The sequence below is a fragment of the Planktotalea sp. genome, assembly GCF_050633725.1.
In the GTDB taxonomy this organism is placed as follows: domain Bacteria; phylum Pseudomonadota; class Alphaproteobacteria; order Rhodobacterales; family Rhodobacteraceae; genus Planktotalea.
Window position 1 is genome coordinate 22,338 of sequence record NZ_JBOEHB010000007.1, and the last position, 18,363, is coordinate 40,700.

The following is an 18,363-nucleotide window of genomic DNA, read 5'->3' on the forward strand; positions in this document are numbered from 1 at the left end:
AGCTATGGGCAAAGCTCTTACAGGGCAGAGCAGCAAAGGAAAAGCCTATGAAAGAGCTCGGGCTCATGAAAGCGGTTGGTTTAATGTCCGGCACGTCTTTGGACGGGGTGGATGTGGCCGAGTTGCACACGGACGGCGAGCGGATCGAGGGGTTCGGTGATAGTGGCTATCGCAGCTATTCGGACCATGAACGTGCGGTCTTGCACAAGGCTTTGGGGCGCTGGCAAGGGGACGATCTGGGCGAGGCGTTAGAGATCGTGCAGCGCGCGCATACAGAAGCGCTTGACGGGTTTGAACCCGAGTTGATCGGGTTTCATGGCCAAACGCTCGCCCATGACCCGCGCGCTCGTGGCACCCATCAACTTGGCGATGGTGCGGCTTTGGCAGAAGCGGTTGGCGCGCCTGTTGTCTGGGACTTTCGCAGCAATGACGTTCAGCTTGGCGGCGAAGGTGCGCCTCTCGCGCCGTTCTTCCATTTTGCCTGCGCCAAGTGGATAAAGGCGCGCGACCCTTTGGTATTCTTGAACCTTGGCGGCGTCGGAAACATAACATGGATCGATCCGAGCAAAGACAGGGCAGAAGACGAGGCGGCTTTGCTTGCCTTCGATACGGGGCCCGCCAATGCACCGATAAATGATCTGATGCGCGAACGTCTTGGACGTTCTTTTGATAAAGACGGGGAACTTGCGCGCCAAGGCCGTGTGGAAACAGGCGCGCTAGAGCTGTTCCTCTCCGAGACGTACTTTGCACGGGTTCCGCCCAAGTCATTGGATCGAGACGACTTTTCCCTCATGCTTGATCTCGTGCGCGAGCTGGAAAATGCGGATGCCGCGGCGACGATGACCGCAATGAGCGCTGCGGCTGTTATGCAAGGTATGCAGCATTGCCCGAAACCACCAGCGCGCGTTCTGGTCTGTGGGGGCGGGCGCAAGAACCCTGTTCTGATGCATATGCTCCGCGAGGCGTTGGATTGCCCCGTCGAGGCAGTTGAAACTGTGGGTTTAGACGGTGATATGCTCGAAGCGCAGGCCTTTGCTTATCTCGCTGTTCGAGTAGCGCGGGGCTTACCAACAAGTAGTCCGAGCACTACAGGCGTAAGCGCTTTGGTCGGCGGAGGGATCGTTAGCGCGCCGACTTGAACGGTTGAACGTATTCACGGGCGAATTCGCGATACCCATTCGATGTGCTTAGCAATGCGCTGTGCATGTGTGCGTGCAGCGCTGGCAATTTGTGAAACGGCACATTTGGTGCGGAGTGATGCTCGATGTGATAGGGCATATTCCACGCGAGCCAACGCACCAAGCGCGTCGTGTAAGTCGTGCGGGTGTTCTCAAGCATATTCGCCACATAGGGACAGCGCCCATGCTCTGCGAGCAAATAGATACGTAGAAACGGCATTGCGATGAGCGCGGGTATGATCCACAGCCATAGAACAAGCGAACTCCATAGCAAACTAACACCAGCCAGCGCGTAAACGAGTAGCATGAAACGCGCTTCTAACGTGATGCGGGGCAGGGCGCGCGCTGGCAAATAAGGGGCAGGTTCAGGCGCAAACGCATAACGCAATACCACTGTTAAGTTGCTTCGCCATGTGGGCAATCCGCTGGTGTAGAGGATCATCTGCCACCACCCTTCAGGCTTGGCCCCGCCCAATAGTTCGGGGTCGTTTTCAGGATCATTGGTATAGCGATGATGAGCGAGGTGAAAATACCGAAACCAAATGAACGGCTGGGCTAGAATAAGCGCGATTAAATGGCCGATGATGCGGCTTAGGACGGGTGATCTGAACGGGGTTTCATGGGTGCATTCATGTTGAAGCGTGAACAAGAACACCAACAAAAGCCCTTGCGGGAGCAAGATAAATTGCCACGCGATCCAACCATTCGCGATCCATAAAGAACACAAAAGCAAAACGGCGGCATAACTTGCCAAATGCTGCAATCCCGCGCGATCGGAGCGCTCATGCAATGTGGCGCGTTGCTCTGGCGCGATTTCGCGCAAAACGTCTAAATGCGTGCTCATCACGTCACCTTGCTGCTCGCAACTGGCGAGCGCAAGCGGCGTTGCGTCTTTGGTCTACTAAAATTTAGGGGCGCGAGGGCCTGGCCCCTCGCTACGACGCCAAAGAAAAGCGGTTTATGCCGAACAGCTCGCGCCGCCCAAAACACAAAACTTGGCGCAATGTGGGTGGTTCAACTGCACCGATCCCTCTGCGTCTTCCAAGCTCGAACCCAATTCGAATTCTTCCGAATAGGCGAGTAACGTGCAGGCCAGAACCGCAGGTTTTTCTGCGCCTTTGCGTTTTACCACCATGCGCGATGAGGCGCACATCATGGCATCAGGAGACTTGTCCAAAATGCCCCAGCACGCTGTGGTGATTTCTGGCACGTCTATGGTTTCATCCATTTCGGGGAAAAGAACAGTCTGAGCAGGGTTTTGCGCATCAATGTCATATCCATACTGCTCATAAAGCGCCTGATACCCTGCGCGCGCTTGCGCATCGCTTTCGCCCCAGACCGTGCGGCCTGCGACAGCCATGGCAAAGCCGTTCTGTTGCAGCCATGTCATGCCCTCCAGGGTCTTTTCAAACGTGCCTTCGCCGCGCTCGGCGTCGTGATTTTCCTTGTCCCAATGATCGACCGAGATGCGCAGCGTAAGCTTGCCGGGATAGGCCGCATTCAACTCCAACAACCCTTCGCGCATGGATTTGCGCATCATCGGGCGCATTGCATTGGTGAGGATCAAAACATCATACCCACGCTCGAGTGAGGCGCGCGTAATCTCGATCATGTCTCGGTTCATGAAGGGCTCGCCGCCAGTAAAGGCGATTTCACGGACCCCCCATTTGCGCTGCTCTAACTGGTCGAGATAATCGCGTACTTCATCCGCCGTAATATAAACCAGCGCATCATTGGTGGGGGAGCTCAGAATATAGCAATTCTCGCACTCGATGTTACAAAGAGTGCCCGTATTGAACCAAAGCGTCTGCGGATTGCTCAGCGCAACACTGGCGCGCGCTTCCCCCTTAGCCGTCAGGAAAGGATCGACGAATTTTTCCTGGCTTTGCTCTGGAAGTTTAAGGTCTTTCATGCGGCGTCCTCAAAATTGCTTCTTTTTCGTGTAACCTGCGATAGTCGGCTAGAAAAGTATACAAAGTTCGGCTGACACCATTGTGATGTATGAAAGCAGTGTTAGACATTCAAAAAAAGCCACGCTAAACGGTGTCTGAAAAATCACGTTAGCGCTAACATAGCGCAGAAAGAAAATTGGAGCGCTCTCATGGTCTCTCGCGTTATCCCAGTAGACCCTTTTGACTTGGTAATCTTTGGCGCAACGGGCGATCTTGCACGTCGTAAAATTCTGCCGGGTCTATTTCGTCGCTTCTGTTCAGGGCAAATTCCGCGCGATAGTCAGATCATTGGCGCCGCGCGCGGCGATCATGACGCAGACGAGTTTCGCGAGATTGTTGCGCAGGCCGTACATGAATTTGGCGGTGATCGCGCGTGTGAAGACGGCACGTTGGAAGAATTCTTGCAGCGCGTTGACTATGTGGCGGTAGACGCGCGCGGGGACAAAGGCTGGTCAGAGCTTGCGAGCAAAGTGCGCAAGGATTTGGTGAACGCTTTCTATTTTTCCGTCGGACCATCGCTGTTTGGTGATCTCGCGGAACGTCTGCACAGCTATGACATGGCAGATGACGAGAGCCGCATTGTGGTTGAAAAACCGTTTGGCCGCGATTTGGGCACTGCCAAAGCTTTGAACAAAACACTGGCCAAGCATTTTGACGAAACGCAAATCTACCGCATTGATCACTATCTTGGAAAAGAGACGGTTCAAAACTTAATGGCGGTGCGCTTTGGCAATATGCTGTTTGAGCCTTTGTGGAACAGCCAGTACGTCGATCACATTCAAATCACCGTTGCCGAGACGGTCGGTGTTGGTGGGCGCGGCGAGTATTACGACAAGTCGGGCGCAATGCGCGATATGGTTCAAAACCATCTTATGCAGCTGTTGTGCCTGATTGCGATGGAGCCACCCGCCAAGTTTGACCCCGACGCAGTGCGAGATGAAAAACTGAAAGTTATCCGTGCGTTAGAGCCCGTTATGCCACATCACATTGTGCGCGGTCAGTATGGGGCAGGACCAGACCAGCCTGATTATCGCACCCATGTCGAGGACCAAAGCAGCAAAACTGAAAGTTTCGTCGCAATGCGGGTCGAGATCAGCAATTGGCGTTGGGCTGGCACCCCGTTCTACTTGCGCACTGGCAAGCGGCTCAAAGCGCGCACCTCGGAGATTACGGTTGTCTTCAAGGATGCACCCCATTCGATTTTTGGCGCGGACGCGGGGCGCCATCGTAACGAGCTACGCATTCGATTGCAGCCCAATGAAGGCATGACGTTAGATGTCACGATCAAAGAACCAGGCCCGGGCGGCATGCGCCTTGTGGATGTTCCGCTGGATATGAGCTTTGCAGAAGCGCTTGGCCCAGAATCCGAGGATGTTCCGGATGCCTATGAGCGTCTGATCATGGATGTTATTCGTGGCAACCAAACCCTGTTTATGCGCGGGGACGAAGTGGAAGCTGCGTGGGCATGGACCGATCCTATTATTGAAGGCTGGCATGCGCGCGGGGAAGTGCCTAAACCTTATGACAGCGGAAGCGAAGGGCCGACGGATGCCATCGCAATGATCGCGCGCGATGGCCGTATCTGGAGGGAGATTAAAAGATGAACTTTATCGAATACCCTGATGCAGATATGATGATGATCGACTTGGCAAATCGGATTGCTGGAGATCTGAACGCTGCCCTTCATCATGAGGAACGTGTCTGTTTGGCCGTGCCCGGTGGAACAACGCCCGGACCTTTGTTTGATGACCTATGCGCGGCTGATCTGCCTTGGGATCGCGTCGATGTGATGCTCACTGACGAACGCTGGGTACCAACGCAGAGTGCGCGCTCAAATACCAAACTTATTCGCGAACGCTTGCTGGTCAATCGCGCAGCCGCAGCACGTCATCTGCCGCTTTTTGCACCAGCTGACACGCCAGAAGAGGTTCTGCCAGAGCTAGAAGCAATGATTGCGCCCGAGCTTCCAATCGCGGTTTTGTTGTTGGGGATGGGAACGGATATGCACACCGCCTCAATCTTCCCTGGCGCTGATAATTTGACAGCCGCGCTAGATCCGCATGCGCCCATTCTCGTGCCAATGCGGGCACCGGGCGCGCAAGAACCCCGAATTACCATCAGCGCGCGTGTTCTGGATGGGGCATTGCGTAAACACATTATTATTGTTGGCGCAGAAAAACGCGAAGCATTTGAAAAAGCGCAACATCTCAACGCTAAAGACGCGCCGATCAAAGCAGTTTTAACCGGCGCGGATGTGCACTGGGCACCATAAGGGGTGATTTGTCATGTGGGAAAAAGCCAAAGCTCTGGAGACGGGTGCAAAAATTAACGACCTGTTTGATGCCGATCCAGATCGTGCAAATGCTTTCTCGGTCAGCGCGCTTGATATGTTGTTTGACTATTCCAAAACAGGTTTGGATTCGGGCGCGCGCGATGTCCTGCTTGAACTAGCTAAGGCAGCAGACGTCGACACAAAGCGCGATGCGATGTTCGCAGGTGAGGTGATCAACGAAACCGAAGGGCGCGCGGTTTTGCACACGGCGCTGCGCAATCTGGATGGCGACGCGGTTTTTGTTGATGGCGCTGATGTCATGCCCGATATTTTCGCAACGCTGGATCGCATGGAGCAGTTTGCAAAAGATGTGCGCTCGGGAGCGTTCAAAGGGCAGGGCGGCGCGATCACTGATGTTGTGAATATTGGCATCGGCGGCTCTGATCTTGGGCCTGCGATGGCAACGCTCGCCCTTGCGCCCTATCATGATGGACCGCGTGTGCACTATGTGTCCAACGTAGATGGCGCGCATATCGCTGACACGCTGCGCGGGCTGGATGCCGGTACAACACTGGTGGTGGTCGCTTCAAAAACATTCACGACGATCGAAACCATGACCAATGCGCGCACCGCGATGGCGTGGATGTCTGAAACGGTGACGGACCCGTCTTCGCAATTTGCAGCGCTCAGCACGTCAGAAGAAAAAACCGCCGCGATGGGCATTCCTGCCGACCGTGTATTCGGTTTTGAAGATTGGGTCGGCGGGCGCTATTCGCTTTGGGGGCCGATTGGGCTTGGCATTATGATCGCGGTTGGCAGCGCTGCGTTTCGGGCCTTCTTGCGCGGTGCGCAAAGCATGGACCGCCACTTTCAACATGCTGACATGGCCGACAATATCCCCGTGATGCTTGCCCTTGTTGGGATTTGGCACAACCAAATTTGCGGCCACGCGACCCGTGCTGTGCTGCCATATGATCAACGCCTTTCGCGTCTGCCTGCCTATTTGCAGCAGTTAGAGATGGAAAGTAACGGCAAATCCGTGCGTATGGACGGCTCGGATAGTCCTGTGAACACAGGCCCTATTGTTTGGGGCGAGCCCGGCACGAACGGTCAACATGCCTTCTATCAACTGATCCACCAAGGAACGCGCGTTGTTCCGTGCGAATTCCTGCTGGCCGCAGAAGGACATGAACCTGACCTTGCGCATCAGCATCATTTGCTCGCCGCCAATTGCCTTGCGCAATCCGAAGCCCTGATGAAAGGGCGCACGTTGGACGAAGCGCGTGCGATCATGAAAGCGAAAGGGCTGACAGGCGACGAGCTTGAGCGCCAAGCGCGCCACCGTGTGTTCCCGGGCAATCGCCCGTCTACAACGCTTCTCTATCCCAAGCTGACACCCGAAGTGCTCGGCCAGATCATCGCGCTTTATGAGCACCGTGTGTTTGTCGAAGGTGTCATTCTGGGCATCAATTCTTACGATCAATGGGGCGTTGAACTGGGTAAAGAGCTGGCGACAGCCTTGCAGCCGATTGTTGAGGGGCACGTAAGCGCGAGCGGCAAGGACGGTTCGACCCAAGCGCTTGTCGGCTACATTCGCAAACATTCCTAGGGGGCCAGCCCCCATCGATCAAAGATCGATTCCCCCGGAGTTTGTCTTGGAAAATGAAGATTAGGTTGTGGGGATGTCGAAGTCTGGCGCGGCGAGCGTGAAGCCGTCAAAGCTAAAGCCAGGTGACACCGTGCAGCCGACAAGGGTGAAACCGCCCGTGCTGCGCGCCTTTTGCCAATGATGGATCGGCACGATGAGCTGCGGCGCGCCTTTAGTCAGGTCAGGGGTGAGCAGGTGGTCCGTGGCCGGGCCTTGATCGGTTTCTGACAGGCTCAGGATCAGCGGCGCGCCTGCGTAGTAGTGCCAGATTTCCGTCGCATCGACCTTATGCCAATGGCTCGCTTCGCAAGCTTTAAGCAAGAAATAGATGCAGGTCCCATGGGCGCGCGGCTTTGCATCGTCAATATGGGTTTGGCGATACCAGCCGCCCTCTGGGTGCGGCTGGAGATCTAGGTGCTTTATGATCGCATCTGCGTTCATGATTTGAGGATGCTACGTCCTGCGTATTGCGCGGTTTCACCGAGCATTTCTTCGATACGGATAAGCTGGTTATATTTCGCCAATCTGTCAGAGCGCGCCAGTGAGCCGGTTTTGATCTGGCCGCAGTTTGTCGCAACCGCGAGGTCTGCAATCGTCGCATCTTCTGTTTCGCCGGAGCGGTGCGACATAACATTGGTGAAACGCGCGCGGTGCGCCATGTCGACTGCTTTAAGAGTCTCGGACAAGCTACCGATTTGATTGACTTTTACCAACATTGAATTTGCGCTGCCGCGCTCAATACCCATCGCCAAACGATCTGGGTTGGTCACGAAAAGATCATCGCCAACCAGTTGAACACGATCGCCGATCAGGTCTGTGAGGGCTTTCCAGCCGTCCCAGTCATCCTCGTCCATACCGTCTTCGATAGATATGATTGGGTAGTCGTTGACCAGCGCTTCAAGGTACTTAGCGTTCTCTTCAGAAGTTAGGGATTTACCCTCACCAGCGAAGACGTATTTGCCGTCTTTGTAGTACTCTGTCGCCGCGCAATCGAGCGCGAGGTAAATATCTTCACCCGGTGTGTAGCCAGCTTTTTTGATGGAATTCATGATGAAATCCAACGCTTCACGTGTGGAGCCGATGTTTGGCGCAAAGCCACCCTCATCGCCGATACCTGTGGAGAGGCCTGCTGCTGTCAGCTCTTTTTTCAGCGTGTGGAAGACTTCAGCGCCCATGCGGAGCGCTTCGCGAATGTTGCTCGCAGACACTGGCATAATCATGAATTCTTGGATGTCGATTGGGTTATCCGCGTGCTCACCGCCATTGATGATGTTCATCATCGGAACGGGCAGGGTGCGCGCGGAGGTGCCGCCCACATAGCGGAACAAGGGCTGCATAGAGAAATCAGCCGCCGCTTTGGCAACCGCCAAAGACACACCAAGGATCGCGTTCGCGCCAAGGCGGGCTTTGTTCGGTGAGCCGTCAAGCTCGATCATCATCGCGTCGATGAGTTCTTGCTCGGTCGCGTCCATGCCAACCAGTTCTTCAGCGATTTCGCCGTTCACGGCTGCAACGGCTTCGAGCACGCCTTTGCCCATGTAACGCGCCTTGTCGCCATCGCGCTTTTCAACCGCTTCATGTGCGCCTGTTGAGGCACCAGAAGGAACCGCCGCGCGGCCCATTGTGCCGTCTTCAAGGACAACATCGACCTCAACGGTTGGATTGCCTCGGCTGTCGAGAATTTCGCGGGCGTGGATGTCGATGATAGCACTCATGGGGCTCTTGCGTCCTTGCAAATTGATGAATTTGCGCTGTTCCTACACTGTGCTGATGCGAGGGGAAACCCTGTTAGCGCCTCAATTGTTACCGCTAACAGTCGCTTTTCTTTCCCGCCACATCACAAATAGGCCAGAACCGATGACAATCGCTGCGCCGATTAACGTTAAAAGGTCGGGCTGCTCATGGAAGAACAATGTTGCGATGATCAGGGCAAAGATGAGCCGCGAATAGCGAAAGGGTGTCACGAACGAGACTTCGCCAAGGCGCATTGCCGCTGTGATGCAGTAATACCCGATCCCATTCGAAAGGGCAGCGAAGGCGATAATCATCCAAGCATAGCTATTGGGAAGATCATGTGGGCCCGTGAACGGCAGCAGCAAAAGTCCCGCTGGAATAAGCGCGACATTGCCCCAAGTCGCCATTTGAAGCGTGCCGATTTTGCTTGGCGTTATCCGCGTTATCAAATCGCGAGCAGCTAGACCAATAGAGGCAAAGACCGCAATGATCGCGCCGAACGAAATACCGCTGGTATCAGGCCGCAGCATCAGCAAAACGCCGCCAAAACCGATAATGACGGCCGCCCAGCGACGGGGGCCGACTTTTTCTTTTAGCAGCAAAGCCGCGCCGAGCGTTACGAACAACGGGACGGCTTGCAGGATCGAAATAACCAAGGCGAGCGGGGCTGTCGCAAGCGCTGTGATCATACAGGTTGCTGAAAACCCTTCGACGATATTGCGAAGGATAACTGGCTTTGCAAGAAAATCGCGCGATATGGGCGGCTGTCCAGCGCGATGCGCCAAGATGGCAAACACGATGACGCCGGGCAGGGACATGAAAATCAAAACCTGCGCGATTGACATATTGCCCGCGGAAATTTTGACCATCGCATCGCCAATTGCGAATGTCGCCATGGCGAGTGTCATAAGCGCGACGGCGCGGGAATTGTCCAAACGTTAGCTCGATTTCGCTTTTATAGGAACGCCGTAAAGTTCCAGCTTATGACCCTTTAGAGTGTAGCCCAAACGTTTTGCAATCCGTTCTTGTAGCTCTTCGATTTCAGGATCGACAAATTCGATCACTTCGCCCGATTGCATGTCTATGAGATGGTCATGGTGGTCGCGCTCTGCATCCTCGTAGCGCGCGCGCCCGTCGCCAAATTCAAGCTTGTCCAAAATGCCAGCTTCTTCAAAGAGCTTTACCGTTCTGTAAACCGTCGCAATGGAAATGCCTGCGTCTTCTGCTGACGCGCGGGCATATAACTCTTCGACATCGGGGTGGTCATCACTCGATTGAAGCACGCTTGCAATCGTGCGGCGTTGGCCTGTCATGCGAAGACCTTTTGCCTCGCAACGTTCTATAATGGTTTTTTCAGGCATTCGCGGCTCCGACGTCGTCTTGGACTGACGGTCTAGCGCAAGGATGGGCAAGGGAAAAGGGGTAGAACACTGTAGCGCAGTTGACTTGAGCGCTCAAAGGGGCCATGTGCCACTCAAACGCTGCAAAACGCGCCTGAATGAGGGCTGCGCTGCATTGATAACCCCTAAAGGACGATTATCCGTTGAGTGAATTTGAAACAATGGGTCTGCCCGAACGCTTGGTGAAGCGTTTGGGTGAGCTGGGCCTGACAAAACCGACGCCGATCCAAGCCCGTGCTATTCCCGAGGTTTTGAACGGCCATGATGTTCTGGGCCTTGCGCAAACAGGTACAGGTAAAACGGCGGCTTTTGGTCTGCCTTTGATTACCCTGCTCTCTGAAAATCCGGGTCGCCCGGCACCCAAAACCGTGCGCGGACTGATCCTTGCCCCGACACGCGAATTGGCGGGGCAAATCGTTGAGAACCTCAAAGATTACACCAAGGGCACACCGATCAAAGTCGCTTTGGTCGTTGGGGGGGCCTCGATTAATGTACAGGCCAAACGCCTTGAAAAGGGCGTCGATATTCTTGTGGCGACGCCGGGCCGTTTGATCGACTTGATGGAGCGCCGCGCGCTGACGCTGAAAGACTCGCACTTCCTCGTGCTCGATGAAGCGGATCAAATGCTCGACATGGGCTTTATCCATGCGCTGCGCCAGATCGCAACGCACCTGCCTGAGCAGCGCCAGACCATGCTGTTCTCGGCAACCATGCCCAAGCTGATGAACGAGATCGCGAATACATATCTCAAAAGCCCACGCCGCATCCAAGTCTCGCCTCCGGGTAAGGCGGCGGATAAGGTCACACAGGTCGTGCATTTCATCGCGAAGACGGAAAAGCAGTCCTTGTTGATTGAACTGCTCGGCGCGCATAAAGACGAGCGCGCATTGGTTTTTGGCCGCACCAAACACGGCTGTGAAAAGCTGATGAAGCAACTGGTGGCGCGCGGCTTTGCGGCGACCTCTATTCACGGAAACAAAAGCCAAGGACAGCGCGAGCGCGCGTTGGCCGCGTTCAAAGCGGGCGAGATGAAAGTGCTCGTTGCAACAGATGTTGCCGCGCGCGGCCTCGACATCCCTGATGTGCGCCACGTTTATAACTATGAGCTGCCGAATGTGCCTGACGCCTATGTGCACCGCATTGGCCGCACCGCGCGCGCTGGCAAAGATGGCGCTGCGATTGCATTCTGTGCGCCGGACGAGATGGATCTGCTGAAGGACATCGAAAAGACGATGAAAATCTCGATCCCTGTCGCCTCTGGCACGCCTTGGGTTGATTTCGATGGTCCTTCCGCCAAGAGCCGCTCTGGCATGGGCGGGCGCGGCAAAGGCGGCGGTGGACGCGGTCGCCCCGGCGGCGGCGGTGGCAAACCAGGTGGCGGTCGTCGCGGTGGCAAGCCCGGTGGCGGTCGCCCACAAGGCGCTGGCGGCGGTGAAGGTGGTAAACCCAGCGGTGGTGGTCGACGCCGCCGTAAAGGTGGCGGCGGCGGTGGCGGTAAACCGAACGCATCCTAATTTCGAATGAGCAAAACCCTTCGCGAGAGATCGCGAAGGGTTTTTGTTTTAGGTGTGTCAGCAAGCGTTGGCGTTGAAGTCTGCACCGCTTTTGGTTGATTTGGGGTTTGAGGCAAAAGGCAAGAAGCGCTTAAAGGGCGTTACGCGATGCAATCTTGACGGGAATGCGGAGGTGTAGCCAATGAACTTAGAGCAGGCCTAAAAATGAGTTGTGTTGTGAAAATCGTATAGCTAGTCATTTCGTATGTTAGATGCCTAATCTAATGAGGTCGCATCCCCAAGTAAGTCTGTGATCGCAAACTTTAAACAAGTTGTGAAAAAGGGAGATATTCGGATGCATCCAATTATCGGGCGGCTTGTTGATAAGGAAGTTTTGGAGAAGCTGGGTGCTAAAGCAGCTGCGCACACGAATAAGACCAAGGCATAGGCTCTTAATCGATCATTCTATTGGAGGCTCATAGTGTCGAAAAGCTTTCGCCTTTTTCCGTTAATACTTGTTTTGACAGTGTTGCTCATCGCTTTGGCGATCTATGCCGTGTATCCAAGGCAGGTGACGTGGAACCAAAAGCTCACGATTCATATACAAACCCCAGATGGACCTGTAGTTGCCTCAAGTATAGGTCGTGTAGAGTTTAAGGGAGGGCACCGCTTTTTTTATCCTATCATCGTAGCATCATCTACAAAATTTACAGGAGAAGCGGTGGTCGCAAAGCTGGGTGATCAATACCTATTTATGCTTACCGATAAGGCCCAAGACTTATTATTCTATGCATGGCGTTCTCAGCAAAAAAACGATTCACTTATGACCAAGCCGCCAAGTATCTGAAGCACCAAAAAGAGCCACTAGAAATACCTGATCGCTACTATCCTCGATTTATTACATTTGAAGATATCGAGCGTCCGGAAACGGTCCAACTCATCGATCCGTTTGATTTAGCGGCAAGTTTCGGAGATGGGTACTCAATTGAGAAGGTTACGATTTTTGTCACCCGCGAGAACGTGACAGATGGCATCGTAGGGCAAGCTCTCAATTGCATTGAGCAAAAAGTCATCTGCGTTCCGACTAATCTTGACCTTCCTTACAACCACCCTCTTGGGTTTATTTCCAACCGTGCGTTCAAAGGTACTCACTTATGATTTCGAAAGATCTGTTTCTCTTTATTCTCTCGATGGACGTTTAACCGATAAGCGCTGATATGTTACCTTCGATCAAGTCACCAGCAAACAAGCCATTTTCGGTTGCGGGCGTGATGCGGGAAATCTAATGGGGTAGAACGCCACCGATTTTGTAAGCGGCCCTTATTCGTATTCAGTGCAGTTTAACTTGACTTGGAAACCCGATGAGATACCCAACCCCAACCGCAAAAGAGAAACAGCGCGCTCGAATTGCGCTGATCATCAGATTTCCAATTTACATGATCGGGCTTGTTTGTGTTTTGCGTCGTTTGATTGGCAGCATGGGAAGCTCTATTGAGGCAATGGCTGGTCCAAATTGGCAAACACTCATCGCATTTAGCTTTATCGTTGCCGTGATCTTCGGCCGTACTGAGCTGATGGTCGCGTCCTTTAAGCTACACAAAGCCGTCCAAAAACTCAGGCTAACCCCTGGGGCCTTGGTGATCATTTATATGTTTCTACCGCTAATTTGCTCAGCCCTAGAGTATGCGTATTTCGCAGTCTCACCTAATCCGGTTTTTCTCATTATTTCCAGCATTCTCGCCATCCCGCTCTTTAGCGTTCTCGGGTTTGGCAGCTATGATGGGATTGTTGATCCTTACTGGCCCGCTTCGTTTAAAAAGCTCATCAAAGAACAAAAACAAAAACAAAAGTGAACGTTGCTAAGCCGCGCTTAACGACTGCTCGGTTGGCTCCGTAAATTTTTGGCAAAAGCTGATGCTTTATCACGCGGCTACCTAGCTTGCGTCGAATTCCTGTGACGCCAATTTATCTGCGCTTCAAGCCGCGAACAAAAAAACGCCGCGCAGTTGCCCGCGCGGCGTTCTTGATTTCAAAAGGAGTAGGGCTGGTTTAGCCCGTGACGCCCATCTGCATGTTGAGCATCTGCGCGGTTTGCGCATCAATGCCGAGCGCATCTGCGAGAGCGGACATATAGGCTTTCTCCGCAGGGGTATCGACGCGAATGGACATCATCGACATTGCATAAAGCTGGAACTTTTGCGCATCTGGCGTGTCTGCGGCCAGCGCTTCAACGTCCACTGGGGCTGCGAGTTGCTCTTGAATGAACGCGATGTCTTCGGCGTCAGCATCTTCGCCAACGGTTTCCAGAATTTTCGCACGCTCGGCGTCGTCGATGTCACCATCGCATTTCGCCGCTTGGATCATCGCGCGCAGCATCAGGCCAGCTGACGCTTCGGCTTCTGGCGCTGCAGGAGCCGCCTTGCCAAATCCGTCGAGCATATCGCCCACGCCTTTGCCGCCCATCGCCGCCGCGCCGCCAAGCGCTGCGAACATGCCCGCAAGACCAGCGCCTTGGCCAGCATCGCCCAAAGAGGACAGCAATCCGCCTTTGTCCGCGCCATCCGCTGCGCCGCCGCCCATGAGCGAGCCGAGCATGCCTTGGATATCCATGCCGCCAGCTGCGCCGCCGCCAGTCATTTGTTCCATCATCGCGGCCATTGGGTTGCTGCCCTCAGCGCCGCCCGTCATCTTCGTCATCATGTCGGCCATAGGATTGCTCGCGCTATCTGCGCCGCCACCCATCATTTTGCCCATCATATCGGCCATTGGGTTGCTCGCCTCTGCGCCATCTGCTTGCTGAGCGCCGCCCAAAAGCGCGCCCAATCCACCGCCGCCGGCCATTTTATCCACGCCGCGCGCGGTTGCGTATCCGATTGCGACTTTTGCAAGCGTTCCCATAAGGCTCATGTTATTTCTCCCGTAATCAAGGCGACATGCCTTGTTGAAATGAGGTTACACCAAATCCGGCGCGCGGCCAAAGCGATTGGCCAGACGTGCGACGGTAAGTCCTTGTACGATGATCGAGAAGATCACCACAACATAGGTCGCCGTGAGAATTAGCGGCTTCCATTCCCCCTCAGGGAGCGAGAGCGCCAGCGCAACCGAAATGCCGCCCTTGAGGCCACCCCACGTCATGATCGGGATGACACCTTCGCTGAATTGACGGAACGGGCGCAGCATCAGCACGGGGATTGCAACTGCGGAGAGGCGGGCAACCAAGGCAAGCGCGATGGTCATAACGCCCGTCACAAGGAAGCTTGCGTCAAAGGCAATCGCAAAGACCTCAAAGCCGATCATCAGGAAAAGAACCGCGTTCAGGATTTCGTCAATCAACTTCCAGAAGGCATCGACGTATTCGCGGGTTTGTTTGGTCATGCCGTGTTTGGTGCCAATGTCACCAATGAGCAGGCCCGCGCAAACCGCCATGATGGGCGCAGAAACATGCAAATAGACCGCGAGCTCATAGCCACCAAAGGCAAGGCCAAGCGTCAGCAACACCTCAAGCGAGTAGTCATCAATGCGGCGCATCACGCGGAACACCAGCCAGCCCAGCACGATCCCGAGCAGCGCGCCGCCAATGGCTTCTTGCACAAACAGCATCGCCGCATCTGAAACGCCGCTGCCGTGATGATCATCGCCATGCGGAAACGCGATGCCGACGAGGACCAGAAAGACCACATAGCCAACACCATCGTTGAACAAGGATTCTCCTGCGATCTTGGTTTCAAGCGACTTGGGCAGATCGGCTTCGCGCAAAACGCCCAAAACGGCAACTGGATCGGTCGGTGAAATCAACGCGCCGAACACCAGTGCGATCATCAATGGCATGCCCGTCAGCCATGAAAAACCAAATCCAACAACTGCGGTCGAAAGTGCGATGCCGATCGTGGCCATCAGGAAAACCAAGCGCCATTGCTCTTTTAGATCGCTTAGCTTGACGTGCAACGCACCCGCAAAGAGCAAAAGACCAAGCATGCCTTCCAAAAGCGCTTCGGAGAAATCAATGCCTGTGACTGTCGTGCGAACAACATCGGCAATGCCAAGGGCGGGGGCCGCAAGATCAACAAGCAAAATCCCCAATGAAGCAAAAAGAGAAACGACCAGAATGCCAATCGCACTTGGTAGTTTTAGGAACAGATAATTGAGCGCGCCAAACGCGCCCGCTAACACAATAAGAAGCGACGTGATTTGCAAGAAATTCATTAAGAGTAACCCTGTTGATCGTATTTTCTAGATTATCGCGTCGAATATCAGGTGTGACGCAACAAAACAACGTGCTGATCTTGACGCAGGTCGATGGATCAGGTCTGCCAATCGCATGGATAGAAAAGAAAATCTTGATGCGCTTGGTATTGCCGCATTGCTTGGCTTTGCAACGATGTTTGCATTTAACCAAGTCGTCATCAAAGTCACGATCGAAGGGCTGCAACCGGTCTTTTTGGCCGGGCTGCGCTCGCTCATCGGGTTTGCGGCGCTCCTTGTTTGGATGAAGCTGCGCCGCGTGCCGATTACCATGACGCGCGCCCAGCTTTGGGGCGGCGCTTTGGCAGGCGTTCTGTTTTCACTGGAATTTCTGTGCATTTTTCTGGCGCTTGATATCACGTCAGTGAGCCGCGCGAGTGTTCTGTTCTACTCCATGCCGATCTGGCTGGGCTTGATCGCGCATTTTGTACTGCCGGGCGAGCGCTTGAGCGGCACGCGCTTGCTTGGGTTTGCGCTTTCGATTTGTGGCGTTGCTTGGGCGTTATTTGATCGCTCATCGGGTACCGCTAATCTGTGGGGCGATATCTTGGCCCTGACCGGCGCGTTTTGTTGGGCGGGGATCGCGTTGACGGTGCGCCTAACAGCGGTGAGCGAAGCCAGTGCAGAGATGCAGTTGATGTGCCAGCTCGTAATTTCGGCCTTGGTCTTTATGGCGCTTGCACCCTTTTTCGGACCATTTGTGCGCGAATTTACTGCGATCCATCTAGCAGGGCTGTTGTATCAATCCATCATCCTTGTGTTATTCGGCTTCATGATGTGGTTTGCATTGATGAAAATCTATCCTGCGTCCGACATCGCATCCTTTTCGTTTTTGTCACCCGTCCTGAGCGTGCTTTTGGGGTGGTGGCTGCTGGATGAAGAGATCGGACTTGGCATTATTGGTGCATTGCTGCTGGTTTGCGTGGGGCTGGTTCTTATAGCTCGACGCCCCAAAGCGAGACAGCCCTGAGTTTCGGCTACGCCGAGAGTTTATTGAGGAAAATGAAGCAGATTAGGTTCCGCAAAACGTAGCAGGGACGATTTCATCGCGCGCGGGTGCCTTTTTCAGATCGGCGTAGTCCTCGGCATCGTCAAATGGAGCCCCGAGTGCGTCATTCAGACGGTGGAACGGGGCAAAGTCGCCAGCTACAGCGGCTGTAATCATTTCCTCGATCCGATGATTGCGCGGAATTAATGCGGGGTTTCTTGCCAGCATGAGCGATGATGCATCGGGCGCGTCTGAGATGCGCTCTTGCCATTGATCGTGCCACTTTTTGTACCGCGCTTGGTCTTTAAAGTGATCTTTGCCAGCGCCTTGAGACAGGGCGCGAAACGCATTGGTGAAATCGGCGTCGTCGTCTTCCATCATCGCCAAGAGATCCGCCGCCAAGACGCCGTCGTCTTCGCCCGCGGCGGCAATGCCAAGTTTCGCAGCAAAGACCGCCAACCATTCGCGGCGCAAGTTGTCTTTCATGTCGTGTAACATTTCGGTGAAGCGCGCGATGGCAGCGTCGGTCTGTGGCATCAGGGGCACGAGCGATGTCGCCAGTTGCGCCATGTTCCAAACTGCTATGTCGGGTTGATTGCTGAACGCATAGCGACCGTTGCGATCGATCGAGCTAAACACGCGATCAGAGGCGTAAGCGTCCATGAACGCGCAGGGTCCATAATCAATGGTTTCTCCCGCAATCTGACAGTTGTCCGTGTTCATTACGCCATGAATAAAGCCGACACCCATCCACGCTGGAATAAGTTTGCTCTGCGCATCCATTGCGCTTTGGAGCAGCGCTTCTGGCCCATCTGCGTTCGGATAGTGGCGGGCAATGGTGTAATCCGTCAGTTTTTGCAGCTGCTCGTATTGACCGCGCGCTGAAAAGACTTGGAAGGTCCCAACGCGGATATGCGACGCTGCTGTGCGTGTGATGATTGCGCCGGGCAGTGGCGTTTCTCGAAACACCTGCTCTCCCGTGCTGACAGCGGCGAGCGCGCGGGTCGTTGGGATACCAAGCGCGTGCATCGCTTCGGACACGACATATTCGCGCAAAACGGGTCCAAGCCAGGCTTTGCCATCGCCGCCGCGTGAATAGGGCGTGCGGCCTGATCCTTTTAACTGAATATCACGGCGCATGCCTTTGCTGTCGATCACCTCACCAACCAACACTGCACGCCCGTCTCCGAGCTGTGGATTGTAGTTGCCAAATTGATGCCCGGCATAAAGCTGGGCCAGAGGCTCTGCACCGTTTGGGGCGCTCGCGCCGCCAAAGACTGCGGCTAAATCGTCGTCGCTGCCTTTCTCAATTCCCAGCTCTGTACCAAGGGCATCGTTATAAGCAATGAGCTTTGGCGCGGGCGCAGGTTCGGGCGCTTGATAGCTAAAAAAGTCGGGCCCGAGCGCTGTCAGCGAATTGTCGAACGGAATTGTCGTGGTCATTGAGGCGCACTCC

Annotated in this window: 17 protein-coding genes; 8 read left to right on the plus strand and 9 right to left on the minus strand. The window is 54.5% G+C overall.

The genetic code is table 11. From position 1 onward, the window contains the following. Positions 1 to 47 precede the first annotated feature (47 nt). Complete coding sequence (locus tag ACRBCU_RS07405; protein ID WP_431364740.1) at positions 48 to 1,139, plus strand: anhydro-N-acetylmuramic acid kinase; 1,092 nt, start codon at positions 48 to 50, stop codon at positions 1,137 to 1,139. Here ACRBCU_RS07405 and ACRBCU_RS07410 read toward each other — a convergent pair. Together ACRBCU_RS07410 and ACRBCU_RS07415 are read right to left on the minus strand one after the other, a co-directional pair. Continuing rightward, positions 1,123 to 2,022: a fatty acid desaturase gene (locus ACRBCU_RS07410; protein ID WP_431364741.1), complete on the minus strand. Its 900-nt coding sequence runs from the start codon at positions 2,020 to 2,022 to the stop codon at positions 1,123 to 1,125. The genes ACRBCU_RS07405 and ACRBCU_RS07410 overlap by 17 nt on opposite strands. Positions 2,023 to 2,136: 114 nt before the next feature. Next, positions 2,137 to 3,090, minus strand: a complete 954-nt coding sequence (locus ACRBCU_RS07415; RefSeq protein ID WP_431364742.1) for a radical SAM protein — start codon at positions 3,088 to 3,090, stop codon at positions 2,137 to 2,139. A gap of 189 nt (positions 3,091 to 3,279) precedes the next feature. On the opposite strand from ACRBCU_RS07415, the gene zwf reads away from it, so the two are divergent. From zwf to pgi, 3 genes are read left to right on the plus strand one after another with little or no spacing between them, the layout of a single operon-like run. Then, positions 3,280 to 4,734, plus strand: coding sequence for a glucose-6-phosphate dehydrogenase (gene zwf, locus ACRBCU_RS07420; RefSeq protein ID WP_431364743.1), 1,455 nt, complete (start codon positions 3,280 to 3,282; stop codon positions 4,732 to 4,734). Beyond that, positions 4,731 to 5,402 (plus strand): 6-phosphogluconolactonase, encoded by a 672-nt coding sequence (gene pgl / locus ACRBCU_RS07425; protein WP_431364744.1) that lies wholly within the window; start codon positions 4,731 to 4,733, stop codon positions 5,400 to 5,402. Before zwf ends, pgl begins: the two co-directional genes overlap by 4 nt. A 13-nt stretch (positions 5,403 to 5,415) precedes the next feature. Continuing rightward, positions 5,416 to 7,011, plus strand: a complete 1,596-nt coding sequence (gene pgi, locus ACRBCU_RS07430; RefSeq protein WP_431364745.1) for a glucose-6-phosphate isomerase — start codon at positions 5,416 to 5,418, stop codon at positions 7,009 to 7,011. A gap of 60 nt (positions 7,012 to 7,071) precedes the next feature. On the opposite strand, the gene ACRBCU_RS07435 is transcribed toward pgi, so the two are convergent. The 4 genes from ACRBCU_RS07435 to ACRBCU_RS07450 form a co-directional block, all read right to left on the minus strand. Next, positions 7,072 to 7,491: a cupin domain-containing protein gene (locus tag ACRBCU_RS07435; protein ID WP_431364746.1), complete on the minus strand. Its 420-nt coding sequence runs from the start codon at positions 7,489 to 7,491 to the stop codon at positions 7,072 to 7,074. Further along, positions 7,488 to 8,765, minus strand: a complete 1,278-nt coding sequence (gene eno / locus ACRBCU_RS07440) for a phosphopyruvate hydratase (protein ID WP_431364747.1) — start codon at positions 8,763 to 8,765, stop codon at positions 7,488 to 7,490. The genes ACRBCU_RS07435 and eno overlap by 4 nt, the downstream gene beginning before the upstream one ends. An 81-nt stretch (positions 8,766 to 8,846) precedes the next feature. Next, positions 8,847 to 9,692 carry a DMT family transporter gene (locus tag ACRBCU_RS07445; protein ID WP_431364938.1) on the minus strand — a complete coding sequence of 282 codons (846 nt, stop codon included), beginning with the start codon at positions 9,690 to 9,692 and terminating at the stop codon, positions 8,847 to 8,849. Between the two features lie 30 nt (positions 9,693 to 9,722). Beyond that, positions 9,723 to 10,145 carry a Fur family transcriptional regulator gene (locus ACRBCU_RS07450; protein WP_431364748.1) on the minus strand — a complete coding sequence of 141 codons (423 nt, stop codon included), beginning with the start codon at positions 10,143 to 10,145 and terminating at the stop codon, positions 9,723 to 9,725. A 182-nt stretch (positions 10,146 to 10,327) separates the two neighbouring features. On the opposite strand from ACRBCU_RS07450, the gene ACRBCU_RS07455 reads away from it, so the two are divergent. From ACRBCU_RS07455 to ACRBCU_RS07465, 3 genes are all read left to right on the plus strand, one after another. Beyond that, complete coding sequence (locus ACRBCU_RS07455) at positions 10,328 to 11,698, plus strand: DEAD/DEAH box helicase (RefSeq protein ID WP_431364749.1); 1,371 nt, start codon at positions 10,328 to 10,330, stop codon at positions 11,696 to 11,698. 771 nt (positions 11,699 to 12,469) lie between these two features. Continuing rightward, a complete protein-coding gene (locus tag ACRBCU_RS07460) occupies positions 12,470 to 12,835 on the plus strand; it encodes a hypothetical protein (RefSeq protein ID WP_431364750.1) in 366 nt (121 codons plus the stop codon). Positions 12,836 to 13,038: 203 nt separating this feature from the next. Next, a complete protein-coding gene (locus ACRBCU_RS07465; RefSeq protein WP_431364751.1) occupies positions 13,039 to 13,530 on the plus strand; it encodes a hypothetical protein in 492 nt (163 codons plus the stop codon). Positions 13,531 to 13,726: 196 nt separating this feature from the next. On the opposite strand, the gene ACRBCU_RS07470 is transcribed toward ACRBCU_RS07465, so the two are convergent. Continuing rightward, the gene (locus ACRBCU_RS07470) at positions 13,727 to 14,584 is read right to left on the minus strand and encodes a tellurite resistance TerB family protein (RefSeq protein ID WP_431364752.1); all 858 of its coding nucleotides are present in this window, start codon (positions 14,582 to 14,584) and stop codon (positions 13,727 to 13,729) included. 45 nt (positions 14,585 to 14,629) lie between these two features. Further along, positions 14,630 to 15,880, minus strand: coding sequence for a cation:proton antiporter (locus ACRBCU_RS07475; RefSeq protein WP_431364753.1), 1,251 nt, complete (start codon positions 15,878 to 15,880; stop codon positions 14,630 to 14,632). Between the two features lie 115 nt (positions 15,881 to 15,995). On the opposite strand from ACRBCU_RS07475, the gene ACRBCU_RS07480 reads away from it, so the two are divergent. Continuing rightward, positions 15,996 to 16,889: a DMT family transporter gene (locus ACRBCU_RS07480; protein WP_431364754.1), complete on the plus strand. Its 894-nt coding sequence runs from the start codon at positions 15,996 to 15,998 to the stop codon at positions 16,887 to 16,889. A gap of 42 nt (positions 16,890 to 16,931) precedes the next feature. Here ACRBCU_RS07480 and ACRBCU_RS07485 read toward each other — a convergent pair whose 3' ends face one another. After that, on the minus strand, positions 16,932 to 18,350 hold the full coding sequence (locus ACRBCU_RS07485) for a protein adenylyltransferase SelO (RefSeq protein ID WP_431364755.1): 1,419 nt from the start codon (positions 18,348 to 18,350) through the stop codon (positions 16,932 to 16,934). Between the last annotated feature and the right edge of the window lie 13 nt (positions 18,351 to 18,363).